This is a genomic window from Microbacterium schleiferi (assembly GCF_015565955.1).
Classification (GTDB): Bacteria; Actinomycetota; Actinomycetes; order Actinomycetales; family Microbacteriaceae; genus Microbacterium; species Microbacterium schleiferi_A.
In genome coordinates, this window is the sequence record NZ_CP064760.1 from 1,048,405 (window position 1) to 1,063,878 (window position 15,474).

The 15,474-nt window shown below is 68.0% G+C and carries 11 protein-coding genes and 5 pseudogenes; 14 read left to right on the top strand and 2 right to left on the bottom strand.

The window, feature by feature from the left end; genetic code table 11:
- The first annotated feature begins 7 nt into the window (after nt 1-7).
- A complete protein-coding gene (locus IT882_RS04965; RefSeq protein WP_195693423.1) occupies nt 8-772 on the top strand; it encodes an SDR family NAD(P)-dependent oxidoreductase in 765 nt (254 codons plus the stop codon).
- 6 nt (nt 773-778) lie between these two features.
- On the opposite strand, the gene IT882_RS04970 is transcribed toward IT882_RS04965, so the two are convergent.
- Nucleotides 779-1,324: an NUDIX domain-containing protein gene (locus IT882_RS04970; protein ID WP_195693424.1), complete on the bottom strand. Its 546-nt coding sequence runs from the start codon at nt 1,322-1,324 to the stop codon at nt 779-781.
- A gap of 69 nt (nt 1,325-1,393) precedes the next feature.
- Between IT882_RS04970 and dapA the strand changes: the two genes are divergently transcribed.
- The 13 genes and pseudogenes from dapA to dapF all read left to right on the top strand — a co-directional run bounded on the left by dapA (nt 1,394) and on the right by dapF (nt 14,799).
- Nucleotides 1,394-2,371 carry a 4-hydroxy-tetrahydrodipicolinate synthase gene (dapA, locus tag IT882_RS04975; protein WP_195693425.1) on the top strand — a complete coding sequence of 326 codons (978 nt, stop codon included), beginning with the start codon at nt 1,394-1,396 and terminating at the stop codon, nt 2,369-2,371.
- A 24-nt stretch (nt 2,372-2,395) separates the two neighbouring features.
- Nucleotides 2,396-4,071, top strand: a pseudogene (locus IT882_RS04980) (ribonuclease J).
- Nucleotides 4,072-4,129: 58 nt separating this feature from the next.
- Nucleotides 4,130-4,624 (top strand): GNAT family N-acetyltransferase, encoded by a 495-nt coding sequence (locus IT882_RS04985; protein WP_195693426.1) that lies wholly within the window; start codon nt 4,130-4,132, stop codon nt 4,622-4,624.
- Nucleotides 4,625-4,701: 77 nt separating this feature from the next.
- Nucleotides 4,702-7,358: pseudogene (locus IT882_RS04990) on the top strand (DNA translocase FtsK 4TM domain-containing protein).
- A 35-nt stretch (nt 7,359-7,393) separates the two neighbouring features.
- Nucleotides 7,394-7,984, top strand: coding sequence for a CDP-diacylglycerol--glycerol-3-phosphate 3-phosphatidyltransferase (gene pgsA / locus IT882_RS04995; RefSeq protein ID WP_195693427.1), 591 nt, complete (start codon nt 7,394-7,396; stop codon nt 7,982-7,984).
- Nucleotides 7,981-8,471, top strand: a pseudogene (locus tag IT882_RS05000) (CinA family protein). The gene pgsA and the pseudogene IT882_RS05000 overlap by 4 nt, the downstream one beginning before the upstream one ends.
- Before the next feature lie 178 nt (nt 8,472-8,649).
- Nucleotides 8,650-8,958: a helix-turn-helix domain-containing protein gene (locus IT882_RS05005; RefSeq protein WP_195693428.1), complete on the top strand. Its 309-nt coding sequence runs from the start codon at nt 8,650-8,652 to the stop codon at nt 8,956-8,958.
- Between the two features lie 17 nt (nt 8,959-8,975).
- On the top strand, nt 8,976-9,197 hold the full coding sequence (locus IT882_RS05010; protein ID WP_195693429.1) for a DUF3046 domain-containing protein: 222 nt from the start codon (nt 8,976-8,978) through the stop codon (nt 9,195-9,197).
- Nucleotides 9,198-9,457: 260 nt separating this feature from the next.
- On the top strand, nt 9,458-10,507 hold the full coding sequence (gene recA, locus IT882_RS05015; protein WP_195693430.1) for a recombinase RecA: 1,050 nt from the start codon (nt 9,458-9,460) through the stop codon (nt 10,505-10,507).
- Nucleotides 10,508-10,509: 2 nt separating this feature from the next.
- A complete protein-coding gene (locus tag IT882_RS05020) occupies nt 10,510-11,211 on the top strand; it encodes a regulatory protein RecX (protein WP_195693431.1) in 702 nt (233 codons plus the stop codon).
- 70 nt (nt 11,212-11,281) lie between these two features.
- The gene (gene miaB, locus IT882_RS05025; protein ID WP_195693432.1) at nt 11,282-12,829 is read left to right on the top strand and encodes a tRNA (N6-isopentenyl adenosine(37)-C2)-methylthiotransferase MiaB; all 1,548 of its coding nucleotides are present in this window, start codon (nt 11,282-11,284) and stop codon (nt 12,827-12,829) included.
- A gap of 134 nt (nt 12,830-12,963) precedes the next feature.
- Nucleotides 12,964-13,922, top strand: a pseudogene (miaA, locus tag IT882_RS05030) (tRNA (adenosine(37)-N6)-dimethylallyltransferase MiaA).
- A 4-nt stretch (nt 13,923-13,926) separates the two neighbouring features.
- Nucleotides 13,927-14,799: a diaminopimelate epimerase gene (dapF, locus tag IT882_RS05035; RefSeq protein ID WP_195693433.1), complete on the top strand. Its 873-nt coding sequence runs from the start codon at nt 13,927-13,929 to the stop codon at nt 14,797-14,799.
- Between the two features lie 20 nt (nt 14,800-14,819).
- Here the strand turns inward: dapF and IT882_RS05040 are convergent.
- Nucleotides 14,820-15,460, bottom strand: a pseudogene (locus tag IT882_RS05040) (class I SAM-dependent methyltransferase).
- Between the last annotated feature and the right edge of the window lie 14 nt (nt 15,461-15,474).

Genomic DNA, 15,474 nt, shown 5'->3' on the forward strand with positions numbered 1-15,474 from the left:
GAGACTCATGCCGAAGACCGTTCTCGTCACCGGGGCAAGCTCCGGGCTTGGCGCCGAGTACGCCCGCCGCCTCGCCGCTCGCGGTGCCGACGTCGTGCTCGTGGGGCGCGATCGGGCTGCCCTTGATGCCGTCGCGAGCGACATCAGGGACCGCTACCGGGTTCGCGCCGAGATCATCGTCGCCGACCTCGCCAAGCCGCGGCAGCGGGCGAAGGTCGAAGCCCGACTGGCCGACCCGGAGCGCCCGATCGAGGTTCTCGTCAACAACGCCGGGTTCGGGCTGCCCATTGCCTTCGAGAACAACGACATCGAGGACGAAGCACGCCACCTCGCGGTGCACGTCGAGGCCCCCATGCGGCTCATGCACGCGGCCCTGGGGCCCATGCTCAGCCGGGGTCACGGCCGAATCATCAACGTCGCCTCCGTGGCTGCCTACACGCCGCGCTCGACCTACGGCGCTGTCAAGCGCTGGGTCGTCGAGTTCTCACGGTGGGCAAACACCGCCTACTCGCCCGCGGGGGTCACGGTGACCGCCGTCTGCCCGGGCTTTACCCACACGAACTTCCACGAGCGGATGGGGCTCGAGCCGGGACGCGAGGGCGTGGCCGACTGGCTCTGGCTCGATGCCGATGTCGTCGTCGAGCAATCCCTGCGCGACGCTGCCCGCGGCCGGGCGGTCTCGATCCCGTCGCTGCGGTGGAAGGCGATCACCGCCGTCGCACGCCTTCTTCCGGCATCCGTCGCAGCAGCTGCCGGCAGCCGCGGCCGGTGAGGCGCCTCAGCTGACGCGACCCAGGTGGATGGCGGCGAACATCAGCGCGGCGATCGTCTCACCGTCGGTGATCTCGCCGTCCCGGATCATCTGGAGAACCTGGGGGAAGGGCACCCACGACACGTCGTCGATCCCCTCGTCGCGGCGTTCTGTCGTATCGGCTCCGGGGAGCGGCTCGAGGCCCGTCGCGAGATAGACGTGCTCGGGGGCGTCCGCAATGCCGTTGAGGGCATACATGAAGCCGATGTCGGTGAACTCGCGCGCTCGCAGACCGGTCTCCTCACCCAGTTCCCGCTCGGCAGCTTCGCGTGGGGGCTCGCCGTCGGTGCCGCCGGCGGGCACCTCGATCGACCGGTTACCGGTGGGGTAGCGCTCGAGGGTGACGAGGCACACGCGGTCCTGCGCGTCGACGGCGACAACGAACACCGCTGGATGCTGCATCCGGACGACGCCGTAGACCCCTGCGCCGGCGGGGCCGGTGACGCTGTCCTCACGGACGGCTATCCACCGGTTGTCGTAGACCGATCGAGAGGAGTCCGTGCGCCAGGCCATGGCTCCAGGCTAGAGCGCCCCGAGTGCCATCCGGGGCGGCGTCGGATGCCGAACCGATAGCCTGAAGCCATGACGCACTCGACAAACCCGTTCGGGCAGGTGCTGGTCGCGCTGGTCACTCCGATGACCGCCGACGGCGAGGTCGACTGGCCGGCCGTCGAGAAGCACATCGACGACGTGATCGGTGCCGGCGCCGACGGCATCGTGGTCACGGGCACGACGGGGGAGACCTCGACCCTGACGGATGCCGAGAAGATCCGTCTCGTCGAGGTCGGCAAGGATGTCGCGGCCGGTCGCGCCGCCATCATCACCGGTGGCGGCTCCAACGAAACGGCGCACGCGATCGAGCTCTACAAGGCCAGCGAGAAGGTCGGCGCTGACGGCATCATGATCGTCACGCCCTACTACAACAAGCCGACGCAGGCCGGCATCTTGACCCACTTCCGCCTCGTTGCCGACGCCACCGACCTGCCCGTCATCCTCTACGACATCCCGGGCCGCACTGGTGTGCCGATCCAGTACGAGACGATCCTCCGGCTGGCCAAGCACCCCAACATCCTCGCGATCAAGGACGCCAAGGGTGATTTCAGCGAGGTCAGCCGCGTGCTCAATCAGACCGACCTCCTGTACTTCTCCGGGGACGATGCGAACGTCCTGCCGCACCTGTCGATCGGGGCCACGGGGCTCATCGGTGTGACAGCCAACATCGCCGCGCAGCCGTACCGCGTGATCGTGGATGCCGTCAACGCCGGCGACCTCACGGCGGCCACGGCAGCCCACCGCCAGCTCGAACCCCTCGTGCGTGCCGTCATGACCCACGTTCCCGGCACCGTCTCGGCCAAGTACATCCTCCACGGCCTTGGCCGGATCACGAGCCCCCGCGTGCGCCTGCCGCTCGTGGGTCCGGAGGAGTGGGAAGCCGCCAAGATCGAGGACGAACTCGCCCTCGTCTCCGGCGTTCCCGGTGTCGATTTCTCCAACTTCCGCCCCGACCGCAACGCCGCCGCCGGCGGCGCTCTGCCCCGGGTCTCAGGCACCACGCGCTGATCCGTCAGCGCCGATAGGAGTCGCATGTCCAACGCCGTTCTCGCCCCGCCCTCGCTCGAGCCGGGGACGCTTCGCGTCATCCCGCTGGGGGCCTCGGCGAGGTCGGCCGCAACATGACGATCTTCGAGCTCGACGGCAAGATCCTCGTCGTGGACTGCGGCGTGCTCTTCCCCGAAGAGCACCAGCCGGGAGTGGACCTCATCCTTCCCGACTTCGAGCCCCTCAAGCACCGCCTCGATGACATCGTCGGCGTCGTCCTCACACACGGCCACGAAGATCACATCGGCGCGGTTCCGTACCTGCTCAGGCTCAAGGGCGACCTGCCGCTGATCGGCTCGGGCCTGACCCTCGCGCTCACCGAAGCCAAGCTCAAGGAACACCGTCTGCGTCCCTACAGCCTGACGGTCAAGGAGGGCCAGATCGAGCGGCTCGGACCGTTCGAGCTCGAGTTCGTCGCGGTCAACCACTCGATCCCCGATGCCCTCGCCGTTGCCATTCGAACCTCTGCGGGTACGGTGCTCGCCACCGGCGACTTCAAGATGGACCAGCTACCGCTGGATGGCAGGCTCACCGACCTCCGGGCGTTCTCGCGTCTCGGCGAAGCCGGGGTCGACCTGTTCCTGGTCGACTCCACCAACGCCGATGTCCCCGGATTCACGCCGCTCGAGAAGGAGATCGGTCCCGTTCTGGACCAGATCATCGGGAGGGCACCGCGCCGGGTCATCGTCGCCAGCTTCTCCAGCCACGTCCACCGCGTGCAGCAGGTCATGGATGCCGCCGCGGCGCACGGGCGCCGGCTCGCGCTGCTCGGTCGCAGCATGGTGCGCAACATGACGATCGCCGAGGACCTCGGCTACTTGCAGGTTCCGGATGGGCTGCTGATCGACTACAAGAAGGCGCGCAACCTTCCCGACGATCAGATCGTCTACATGTCGACAGGGTCGCAGGGCGAACCGATGGCCGTGCTCTCGCGCATGGCCAATCTCGACCACGAGATCGAGCCGGGACCGGGGGATACCGTCATCCTGGCCTCGAGCCTCATTCCGGGCAACGAGAACGCCGTGTACCGGGTCATCGACGGACTCACCAAGCTCGGCGCCAACGTCGTCCACAAGGCCAACGCGAAGGTCCATGTGTCGGGACACGCAGCAGCGGGTGAGCTGCTGTACTGCTACAACATCCTGAAGCCGCGCAACGTCCTGCCCGTCCACGGTGAGTACCGGCACCTGATGGCCAACGCTCAGCTGGCCCAGCAGACCGGGGTACCGGCAGAGAACACGATCGTTGCCGAGAACGGGTCGGTCATCGACCTGCGCGATGGCGTGGCACGCAACGTCGGTCAGCTCGATCTCGGCTTCGTCTACGTTGACGGGTCCAGCGTCGGTGAGATCACGGATGCCGACCTCAAGGACCGGCGGATCCTCGGCGAAGAGGGCTTCATCTCGGTGATCGTCGTCGTGGATGCGGCGACCGGACGCATCATCTCGGGTCCCGAGGTCCACGCCCGCGGGTTCGCGGAGGACGCTGCAGTCTTCGAGAGCGTGAAGCCGAAGATCGCCGCGGCGCTCGCGGAGGCCGCGCAGTCGGGCGTGCGCGACAACCATGCGCTCTCGCAGGTCGTTCGCCGCACGATCGGTCGCTGGGTCAACCAGTCGCTGCGGCGACGGCCCATGATCGTCCCGCTCGTTATCGAGGCCTGAGCCCGCTCAGAAGATCTCGGCGGCGGGGCAACCCACCGCGCATCGCTACACTCGGGCCATGCCCACAGCCTTCGGCATCCGTCCGGCGACCGCCGCTGACGGCGCGTTCCTCGGTGACATGGTCGTGGAGGCGGCCAACTGGTCGCCGGGACGGTCGCGGCCGCGGTACGAGGTGCTGACTGCACCCGAGCATGGCAGGTACGTGTCGGGCTGGATGCGACCCGGCGACGCGGGGTTTGTCGCGTCTGATCCGCAGGGCGAGCCGATCGGGGCCGCGTGGTACCGGATGTTTCCGCGTTCCGATCCCGGGTTCGGGTACATCGGAACCGGCGTACCCGAGCTGATCATCGGCGTGCGGCCGATCTGGCGCGCCCACGGCGTGGGGCGTGCACTGTTGCGTGCCCTGTCGGACAACGCCCGCACCGAGGGCTTCGCGCGGCTGAGTCTGAGTGTGGAGCGCGGCAACTTCGCGGCGGTCTTCTACCGCACGGAAGGGTTCGCGGTCGTCCAGAGCGGCTTCGGTCGCGACACCATGGTCAAGCGCCTGCGCTGACTGCCCCGACCGGGGCGGATGCCGACAGGCCGCGTCGTTCCGGGGAAACGTCGGTGGTCGCGCCTACCGTGGAGGTCATGCCGAGGAGTAGCACCAAAACCTCGACCTCTGGTCGTGCGCCCGCCAAGGGTTCGCGCTCGCGCGCGTCCGCACCGGCACCCAAGCGGTACGTCGGCGATGACGAGCGTCCCGCCCTGATCGTGCGGATGTGGATGGGTCTCGCGCACGCCACCGGTGGGCTGTTCCGCGCATTCGGCCCTGAGACCCTCGAGAAGGACCAGCGCCGCGACGGCTTCCCCTTCTTCCTCGTGCTGCTCGCGATCGCCGGCGCGGTCGTGGAGTGGTTCTTCATCGGCTCCGATATCGGCGAGACGATCTCGGCCTACTCGGTCGGCGCCCTGGTCGGACGCGTCGCGTTCGTCCTCCCGGTCCTGCTGGTCATTCTCGCCGGATGGCTGTTTCGCCACCCGGCCTCCGTTCACGACAACGGCCGGATCGGCATCGGCTTCGGCCTCCTGATTCTTGTCATCGCCGCGTTCGCCCACGTCTACGGCGGACGTCCTGAGCCGCGTGAGGGCCTTCCGAAACTCAGCGAGGCCGGGGGCGTGTTCGGGTGGATGCTGGGCGAGCCGCTCGCGCTGGGCCTGACTCCTATCGGTGCCGGCATCGTGCTCGGCCTGCTGAGCGTCCTCAGCATCCTGATCCTCACCAAGACGCCGCCCAACCGCATCGGTCGGCGCCTGGGTGACCTCTACGCGTGGATGTTCGGCGCCGAGCGTGCCGCGCCGACGAACGATGCCGACCGAACCGAGTCCGAAGAGCGGGCGTCGGTGCCGTGGTGGCGACGCAACAGCTCTGGCCGCGAGCAGGATGCCGACGGCAGCCTGTCGACCGAGGATTTCCTGACCGAACTCCTCCCGCCGGGACCTCCCGAAGGGGGCTTCGACCAGGCTTTCGCCGCGGTAGCATCCGACGCGCCAGCACCCGACGCTCTCACCGAGGTCATCGATCCTGCCGTCCTCGATGGGGCGAAGAAGGCTGTCGGCGCCTCGCACACGGGGCTCCAGGACGATGACTCCGATGACGAGGATGCCGCTTTGCCGGGTGTCATCGGGATCGGCAGCGACACCCCGCGGTCCACGCCCACGGCGCCCTACCGGCTTCCCTCCGTCAACAACCTGTCAGCGGGAACCCCCGCCAAGGCCCGCTCGGAGGCCAACGACGCTGTCGTTCGTGCGATCACGAGCGTGTTCGAGGAGTTCTCGATCAACGCCCGTGTGACCGGCTTCTCGCGCGGCCCGACAGTCACGCAGTACGAGATCGAGCTCGGTCCCGGCGTGAAGGTCGAGCGCATCACGGCGCTCACCAACAACATCGCCTATGCGGTCGCCTCCAACGAGGTCCGCATTCTCGCGCCGATCCCCGGCAAGAGCGCGATCGGCGTGGAGATCCCCAACACCGACCGTGAGATCGTCACCCTCGGCGATGTCCTGCGCTCGGCCGCCGCGACCCAGTCGACGCATCCCATGACGATCGGTGTCGGCAAAGACGTCGGCGGCGGGTTCGTCGTGGCCAACCTCGCCAAGATGCCCCACCTGCTCGTGGCCGGTTCCACCGGCTCGGGTAAGTCGAGCTTCGTCAACTCAATGATCACGAGCCTGCTGATGCGCGCCAAGCCCTCCGAGGTGCGCATGGTGCTCATCGACCCCAAGCGGGTCGAGCTGACCTCCTACGCCGGCGTCCCGCACCTGATCACCCCCATCATCACGAACCCCAAAAAGGCAGCCGAGGCGCTGCAGTGGGTCGTGAAAGAGATGGACATGCGCTACGACGATCTGGCGTCGTTCGGGTTCCGCCACATCGACGATTTCAACCGCGCGGTCGTCGCGGGCGAGGTGAAGCTGCCGCCGGGCAGCGAACGGGTGCTGAAGCCGTATCCGTACCTGCTGGTCGTCGTCGACGAGCTCGCCGACCTCATGATGGTCGCCCCGCGCGATGTTGAGGACTCGATCGTGCGCATCACGCAGCTGGCCCGTGCCAGCGGCATCCACCTGGTGCTGGCAACCCAGCGCCCCTCGGTGGACGTTGTCACGGGACTCATCAAGGCCAACGTCCCCTCGCGCCTCGCGTTCGCTGTCACAAGCGTCACCGACTCCCGGGTCATCCTCGATCAGCCCGGAGCCGACCGGCTCATCGGGCAGGGTGACGCGCTGTTCCTCCCGATGGGGCATCCAAGACCCTGCGTGTGCAGGGGGCATGGGTCAGCGAGTCCGAGATCGAGAAGGTCGTTGCCCACGTGACCGGTCAGGCCCGCCCCGAGTATCGCTCGGACGTGCAGGTGGCTGCCGAGAGGAAAGAAGTGGATGCCGACATCGGCGACGACCTCGAGTTGCTGCTGGCGGCGGCTGAACTCGTCGTGTCGACGCAGTTCGGTTCGACCTCGATGCTTCAGCGCAAGCTCCGCGTCGGCTTCGCCAAGGCGGGCCGACTCATGGACCTCCTCGAGTCGCGCGAGATCGTCGGCCCGTCCGAGGGGTCAAAGGCGCGCGATGTGCTCGTGACAGCCGAGCAGCTCCCGGGAGTCCTGGCGCGACTGCGCGGCGAGGATGCGCCCGGTGCGGCATCCGAGGACCGGTACGGTCCCGACGCGGTCGACGGGCAGTTCGCGGGCCTCGAGGTCGTCGACGGTGACGACGGCGGCGAGGACGCGTGGGGGCTGACCGGCCGGGACTGATCGGCCGGGACAGGCCTGCGCAGTAGGCTCGCCCCATGGCGATTCCGCGGCAGCTCCCCAACGCGATCACGATCGTGCGCATCCTCATGGCGCCGATCTTCCTCTGGATGCTGCTGGCAGACGGGGGATCGGACGGGGCCCTGCGCTGGTGGGCGGCGGTCATCTTCATCGTTGCGATCGCGACGGACGGAATTGACGGGTATCTGGCCCGCAAGTACGAGATTGTCACCGACCTCGGAAAGCTCCTCGACCCCATCGCCGACAAGGTCCTCACCGGCTTCGCCTTCATCGGGCTGTCGATCCTCGGTGAGCTGCCGTGGTGGATCACGATCGTCGTCCTCATCCGTGAGGTCGGGATCACCGTCTACCGGTTCATCGTCGTCAGCGACCATGTGCTGGCTGCCGCCTGGATGGGGAAGCTGAAGACCGTTGCCCAGGCCGTCGCGCTCTCGCTGGCCCTCCTGCCGCTGTGGGACCTCGTGGGTGAATGGATCTTCTGGGTCAACGGGGTCACCATGACAATCGCCGTGGTGCTCACGATCGCTAGCGGTATCGACTACGTGGTGACAGAGGTCCGGGCTGCGCGCGCTCGGCGCGCGGCAGCATCGCCCACCCGAGACGCATGACGGAGCTCGCTCCCGAGGCTGCGGCCGAGGTGCTCGCGGCGCTCCGGTCCCGCGGGTGGCGGCTGGGTGTTGCCGAGTCGCTGACCGGTGGTGCCCTGGCCTCCGCCTTCGTGTCCGTTCCGGGTGCCTCCGACGTCCTGCGGGGCGGCATCGTCGCGTATGCCACTGATTTGAAGACGAGCCTGCTCGGAGTGGATGCCGCGCTCCTGGACCGCGAGGGGCCGTGCATCCGGACGTGGCGATCCAGATGGCTCGCGGCATCCGGCGTGCCAGCGCTCGGGCGGGGTCCCTCACCGAGGTCGGCGTCGCCACGACCGGCGTCGCGGGACCAGACCCTCAGGATGGGGCGCCGGTTGGGCGCGTGTATGTCGCCGTCGTGACGCCCGATCGTGAGTCGGTCATCGAGCATCAGCTCGCCGGTGACCGGGCGGCGATCCGCGGGGGAGCGGTCGAGGCGGCGCTCACGCTCCTGCGCGTTTCGCTCTGAGCGAGCGCTCGCCGCACGCGGGAACACACGATGTTTCGGATGCGTTACTTTCGGTGATTCCCACCCATTCCCCAGAAGGCGGCATTAGTGTGACCTACATCGGTGTTGTACTGTTGTCCACCCGCGACACCAGCGGAATTGCCACCAACAGAAGCAGTCAGTGAGGAGGGGACCCGACATGGTACTGGTACGTCAAGAGATCGGCGAAGTCCTGCGTGACTTCCGCCAGCAGAAGGGTCGCACCCTCCGTCAGGTCGCCAGCCGCGCCAGTGTTGCGCTGGGCTACTTGAGCGAGGTAGAGCGCGGTCAGAAAGAGGCGTCGAGCGAGATTCTCGCCTCGGTCGCCGAGGCGCTCGACGTTCCCATCTCGACGATCATGCGCGAAGTCGGTGACCGACTCGCGGTGCTCGAGGGCCTGCAGACGTTCCCCGACGTCGTTCCCGACGAGCTCGTCGCGTCGATGGACGCCGAACTCTCGCTGCGCTGAGCCGCGCCGCCCACTGCATGCGTCGCAGCGAATTCGACCGCGCCGTCGCCGACGAGTTCGGTGCTCGCGCCGGTGCCTTGATGGCCGACCTCGTGCTCTCGGCTGTGGGCGGGCTCACCGCTAGCGAAGCGCTCAGTGAGGGCGTTCGCCCGCGAGAAGTGTGGCTTGCGCTGTGCGATGAAACGGATGTCCCGGTGGAGCGACGCTACGGCGTCGGTCGCCTCGAACCTCGGCGCTGATCCAGCGGCGTGTCGTCGAAGATCTGTTCGATGACAACGTAGTCTCCTGCACAAGTGGAGTCGAGAAGGCGTTCCCTCACGACACGCGGGATCACCGGCAGCAGTGTCGGAGCCCCCGCGTACCGTGATCAGCGTCGAACGACACCACACGCCTTGTCGGGGTGAGGCTCATCCGAGCAGCACCGCGACAGCCTACAGGCGGCCGATTCTCCGGAGCCGGACACACCGACGCCGGACCGAGTGCTGAAGGAGCACACGCCATGCCCACACCCGCAGACCGCGAGAAGGCGCTCGATTCAGCGCTCGCACAGATCGATCGGCAGTTCGGAAAGGGCTCGGTGATGCGACTGGGCAGCGACGAGCGTGCGCCGGTCGAGATCATCCCCACGGGCTCCATCGCTCTCGACGTTGCGCTCGGCGTCGGCGGACTCCCGCGCGGGCGCATCATCGAGATCTACGGTCCGGAGTCCTCGGGTAAGACCACCCTCACTCTGCACGCGATCGCCAATGTGCAGCGCGCGGGAGGGATCGCGGCCTTCATCGACGCGGAGCACGCGCTCGACCCCGACTACGCCCAGAAGCTCGGTGTCGACATCGACCAGCTTCTGGTCTCCCAGCCCGACACGGGCGAGCAGGCGCTCGAGATCGCCGACATGCTCGTGCGCTCCGGTGCCATCGACCTCGTTGTGATCGACTCGGTCGCCGCGCTCGTGCCCAAGGCCGAGATCGAGGGTGAGATGGGCGACTCGCACGTGGGTCTGCAGGCGCGGCTGATGTCGCAGGCGCTGCGCAAGCTCACCGGTGGGCTCAACCAGACCAACACGACGATGATCTTCATCAACCAGCTGCGCGAGAAGATCGGTGTGTTCTTCGGCTCGCCCGAGACCACCGCCGGTGGAAAGGCGCTGAAGTTCTATGCATCGGTACGCCTCGACATCCGCCGTATCGAGACGCTCAAGGACGGCACGGATGCCGTCGGCAACCGCACGCGCGTGAAGGTCGTCAAGAACAAGATGGCGCCGCCGTTCAAGCAGGCCGAGTTCGACATCCTGTACGGCACGGGAATCTCGCGCGAGGGAAGTCTCATCGATTTCGGCGTCGAGCACGGGATCGTGAAGAAGTCCGGTGCGTGGTACACCTACGACGGCGAGCAGCTGGGTCAGGGTAAAGAGAACGCTCGGTCGTTCCTCCTCAAGAACGAAGACATCGCGGCCGATATCGAGACCAAGATCAAAGAGAAGCTCGGTATCGGCGGGGCAAAGCCCGCATCCGATGTCGAAGACGAGCTCGCCAAGCGGCGCCCGGCCTGATCATGACGCGTGAGACCGGGGGCGAGCAGTCACTCGCCCCCGTTATCCCGCTCTTCGGCGGCGGGGCAGTGTCCCGCACTGACGACGCTCCTGGTGAGGATCGCGGCGAAGCATGCGCGGAACTCTCCGCGGGTGGCTGGCACTCGACGTGGGTCGATGACGACGATCTCTTCGGTGATGACGACGACCTGGATCGCGACGATCCGTTCGGGGAGACCCGGGCGTCGTCAGCTGTCATCAGCGCAGCGCTCGATCGCCTGATCAAGCGACTGCGCCGGCGCGGCTTGTCGGAGGCCGAAGCAACGGACGAACTTGTTGCCGACGGCGTGGAGAAGACCGTCGCTCAGGTTCTCGTCGCCGAGTTCGTCGGCAAGAGATGGCTCGGCGACGCGGACCTCGCCGAGCAGCTCGTTCACACCGCGGTCACGAGGCGTCGAGAAGGGCGACGGGCCATCGCCCAGGTGCTGTCCAAGCGTCGAATTCCCCGCGAGATCGCCGATGCGGCCCTCGCGGCGTTGCCCGACGATGACTCCGAGCGCGCTCTCGAGTTTGCGCGGCAGAAGGCGGGCGGATACCGGGGTGTGCCGGTCGATGTCGCGATCCGGCGCCTGGTCGGTCAACTGCAGCGGCGAGGCTACCCGCCCGGGGTCGCGATGTCTGCGGCACGCCTCGCGCTTGCCGACCCTCACGACGAGGCGCGGTAGGGGCACGAGGGGCCTACTGCGGTGCTCACGCGGCCCGCTCCGAGGTGGGGCTCGTAGAATGGCAGGCACTATGACCACCCCCTCTGCCTCGCCGACGCTGATCGCGCCCTCTGCCGCAGCCGTGTCACCAACGGGTGCGGTGCGCACGTACGAGGTGCGCACTTTCGGCTGTCAGATGAACGTCCACGACTCCGAGCGCCTGTCGGGATCGCTCGAGAGTGCTGGCTACGTGCGCGCGGCTGCCGGCGACGAGGCTGACGTCGTCGTGATCAACACCTGCGCCGTCCGCGACAACGCAGCCGGCAAGCTCTACGGCACCCTCGGTCACCTCAAGTCCCGCAAAGACAAGCACGAGGGCATGCAGATCGCGGTGGGCGGCTGCCTCGCGCAGATGGACAAGCAGCGGGTCCTCGAGAAGGCGCCGTGGGTAGACGTCGTCTTCGGCACGCACAACATGGGATCCCTGCCGAGTCTGCTCGAGCGGGCCCGGCACAACGACGAAGCGGAGCTCGAGATTCTCGAGGCCCTCGAGGTCTTTCCCTCGACGCTTCCCACCAAGCGCGACAGTGCAGCATCGGGGTGGGTATCGATCTCTGTCGGGTGCAATAACACCTGCACCTTCTGCATCGTTCCGAGCCTGCGCGGCAAAGAGAAGGATCGGCGACCGGGCGACATCCTCAACGAGATCCGGCTGCTCGTCGACGACGGAGCGATCGAAGTCACCCTGCTCGGGCAGAACGTGAACTCCTACGGTGTCGAGTTCGGTGACCGCCACGCGTTTGGCAAGCTGCTGCGCGCGGCCGGCGAGATCGACGGGCTCGAGCGCATTCGGTTCACCAGTCCTCATCCGGCAGCCTTCACCGATGACGTCATCGAGGCGATGGCAGAGACGCCGGCCGTCATGCCCCAGCTGCACATGCCGCTGCAGTCCGGCAGCGATCGCATCCTGCGGGCGATGCGTCGCTCGTATCGCAGCGATCGGTTCCTCGGCATCCTGGACCGGGTGCGCGAGCGGATCCCGCACGCCGCGATCTCCACCGACATCATCGTTGGATTCCCGGGTGAGACCGAGGAGGATTTCGCCGAGACGATGCGCGTCGTCGAGCGCGCTCGGTTCGCCAGCGCCTTCACCTTCCAGTACTCGATCCGCGAAGGCACCCCGGCGGCGACCATGGCCGATCAGGTTCCCAAGGCCGTCGTCCAGGAGCGGTACAACCGGCTGATCGCGCTGCAGGAACAGATCAGTCTCGAAGAGAACCAGGCGCAGATCGGCCGGGAGCTCGAGGTGCTCGTATCGACGGGCGAGGGCAAGAAGGATGCCGAGACGCGGCGCCTGACGGGCCGCGCCGAAGACAACCGGCTCGTGCACTTCGCGGTGCCCGACGGGTCGGATGCTCCCCGGCCTGGGGATGTCGTCACGGCCGTCGTCACGCACGCGGCGCCCTTCCACCTGCTCGCCGACGCCCCCGAGGGTGGCGTGCTGCCGATCCGTCGGACGCGTGCCGGCGATGCCTGGGACCGGTCGCTCGCCGAATCGTGCGCCGTGCCGGCCCCTGCCGCGAACGGTGAGCGGCGCGCGGTGTCGCTGGGTGTCCCCGCGCTCCGTGTGAGCGTGTGACCGCTCGTGCACCGCATCCAGGCGCTGCCCCCAACGCAGCCGCCATGTGCGCGCGCAGCTGCGGTTGGCGCTTGCGTGCACGACAGGGGCGCGGGCAGCACGTCCGCGTGGATTCAGCGGTCGCGGAACGCGACATGACCGCGGAACCAACGCTGTGGGTGATCGTCGGAGCGACGGGAACCGGGAAGAGCGAGACCTCCCTCGCGCTCGCGCAGGCGCTGGCACGCCGCGGACAGCGAGCCGAGATCATCAACGCCGATGCCATGCAGCTCTACCGCGGCATGGACATCGGAACCGCCAAGCTGCCGCACCGCGAGAGGCTCGGCTTCCCGCATCACCTGCTCGATGTTCTCGACGTCACCGAAGAGGCGGCTGTCGCGATGTACCAGCCGGCCGCACGCGCAGCAATCGCGGACGTTCACGCGCGCGGCGCGGAGGCGATCCTCGTCGGCGGCTCGGGGCTCTATGTCTCGAGCGTCATCTACGACTTCCAGTTCCCCCGCGCGATCCCGGGCGCCGCGCCGCCCTGGAGGCAGAAGCCGCGGAGCGGGGGATCGGCGTCCTGTTCGCGCGCTTGCGGCGCCTCGACCCCGCCGCGGCGGGGCGGATCGATCCCGCCAACGAACGGCGGGTGATCCGGGCCCTGGAGATTCTCGAGTCCGGGAGTTCCGGCCACGGTGCTGCACTCCCGGACAGACCGGTCCTCTGGCACCCGAGGACTCGCATCGTGGGGCGTCGAATGCCCAGAGACGAGCTCGTGAGTCGCCTCGATGAGCGCGTTAAACGGATGTGGGCGCTGGGGCTGCTCGGCGAGGTCGAGGCTCTGCGCGCTGCGGGCCTGGAGCGGGGCGTGACGGCCCGTCGCGCGATCGGTTACGCGCAGGCGCTCGCGCAGCTGGGGGGAGAGATTTCGGAGCCCGAGGCGATAGCCCAGACCCAAGCTCTCACGCGTCGATATGCGCGACGCCAGGTGTCGTGGTTCCGGCGCTACGCCGGGGTTGAGTGGCTTGATCCGGGTGCAGACGTGGCGGTGCTTGCCGGGGATGCTCGCGCCGGGCTGACCGGGGAGGCGAGCGCCGGGCTCCTAGACTGAAGGTATGTCGACCCCCATCTCGTTCACGAAGGGCCACGGCACCGGCAACGACTTCGTCATCGTGCCCGATGCCGACGGGGACCTCGACCTCTCCGACGACCAGGTAGCCGCGCTGTGCGACCGTCGCTTCGGCGTCGGCGCCGACGGACTGCTGCGGGTCGTTCGGGCTGCGGCGATTCCCGAGGGGGCCGAAGCAACGGCTGCGGGCGTGGAGTGGTTCATGGACTACCGCAACGCCGACGGTACGGCCGCCGAGATGTGCGGGAACGGCATCCGCGTCTTCGTGCGCTACCTCACCGCGGTCGGCTGGGCCGATGCTGCCGCCGGGCCCGTGCTGGTCGGTACGCGAGCCGGTATCAAGCCGGTGACCGTGCACGACCGCGGCTTCGAAGTCGATCTCGGCGCCTTCCAGATCGACGAGTCCGAGGTGCTCGTGCGGGCTCGTCATCTCGACGTGGCGCGGCCCGGGGTCGGAGTGGATGTCGGAAACCCCCATGTCGTGGTTGCTCTTCCGACCCCTGAAGAGCTTGCCGGCATCGATCTGTCGCGTGCCCCACAGCTGGACCCCGCGCCGCCCGCGGGTGCGAACGTGGAGTTCGTCGTTCCCCGTGACCCGCTGGTGCACAACGGCAGCGGGGGCCTGAGCATGCGGGTCTTCGAACGCGGAGTCGGCGAGACGCTCTCCTGCGGCACGGGCGTGGCAGCAGCAGCCCTCGCCGTGCGTCACTGGGCGGGGTCTGCCGCTCCGGACACGTGGCACGTCACGGTGCCCGGGGGCGAGCTCGGCGTTCGTGTGGCCACGGTCGACGGTGCTCCCCACGTCTTCCTCGCGGGCCCCGCGACCCTGGTCTTCTCGGGCGAGATGGCGCTGGCCTGATCTCCCGCGAGGAGGCGGCATCACACGATGTCGATCGCCGCCGTCGGCGTGGTCCCGTGACGGCGCACGCGGAGAACCCGAAAGCCCTTGGCCGTCGCGGAACGATGAATCGAGTAGCCGGGGGTGAACGTCGTCGTCATCCACCGCTGCAGGGAGTCCGACCCGAGGTTGCGCGAGACGACCAGCCACGCGTCCGACCGCTCATCGAGCCGCGGGATCCACTCCTCCAGCAGCCCGTGGAGTTGGTTCTTGCCAACCCGGATCGGTGGGTTGGAGCGGATCGTGCGGAAGGCGACGTCATCGGGAACATCGTTCGGGAGGACCGCGTTGACATTGGTGAGGCCGAGTTCGCTCGCGTTGGTGCGCACCAGGTCGAGAGCACGCTCGTTCACGTCAACGGCCCAGATCGTCGCGTGGGGAGCATCCATCGCAAGAGTGAGCGCGATCGGGCCCCAGCCGCACCCGAGGTCCAGGAGGTGTCCACCCGCCGGCGGGGAGGAGTGTTCTCGAGCAGGACTGCGGTTCCGGTGTCGATGTGATCCGGGCTGAAGACCCCACCGGCCGTCGTGACCTCAACCGGCTGCCCGGCGATGGACACACGGATACGGCGGATGTTCTCGGGGCTGGAAGGCGACGATGAGAAGTAGTGATCGCTCTCCATGGCGACGAGCGTAG

Coding starts and splice junctions, on each gene's coding strand:
- IT882_RS04965 (WP_195693423.1), top strand. CDS start 8: ATGCCGAAGACCGTTCTCGTCACCGGGGCAAGCTCCGGGCTTGGCGCC.
- IT882_RS04970 (WP_195693424.1), bottom strand. CDS start 1,324: ATGGCCTGGCGCACGGACTCCTCTCGATCGGTCTACGACAACCGGTGG.
- dapA (WP_195693425.1), top strand. CDS start 1,394: ATGACGCACTCGACAAACCCGTTCGGGCAGGTGCTGGTCGCGCTGGTC.
- IT882_RS04985 (WP_195693426.1), top strand. CDS start 4,130: ATGCCCACAGCCTTCGGCATCCGTCCGGCGACCGCCGCTGACGGCGCG.
- pgsA (WP_195693427.1), top strand. CDS start 7,394: ATGGCGATTCCGCGGCAGCTCCCCAACGCGATCACGATCGTGCGCATC.
- IT882_RS05005 (WP_195693428.1), top strand. CDS start 8,650: ATGGTACTGGTACGTCAAGAGATCGGCGAAGTCCTGCGTGACTTCCGC.
- IT882_RS05010 (WP_195693429.1), top strand. CDS start 8,976: ATGCGTCGCAGCGAATTCGACCGCGCCGTCGCCGACGAGTTCGGTGCT.
- recA (WP_195693430.1), top strand. CDS start 9,458: ATGCCCACACCCGCAGACCGCGAGAAGGCGCTCGATTCAGCGCTCGCA.
- IT882_RS05020 (WP_195693431.1), top strand. CDS start 10,510: ATGACGCGTGAGACCGGGGGCGAGCAGTCACTCGCCCCCGTTATCCCG.
- miaB (WP_195693432.1), top strand. CDS start 11,282: ATGACCACCCCCTCTGCCTCGCCGACGCTGATCGCGCCCTCTGCCGCA.
- dapF (WP_195693433.1), top strand. CDS start 13,927: ATGTCGACCCCCATCTCGTTCACGAAGGGCCACGGCACCGGCAACGAC.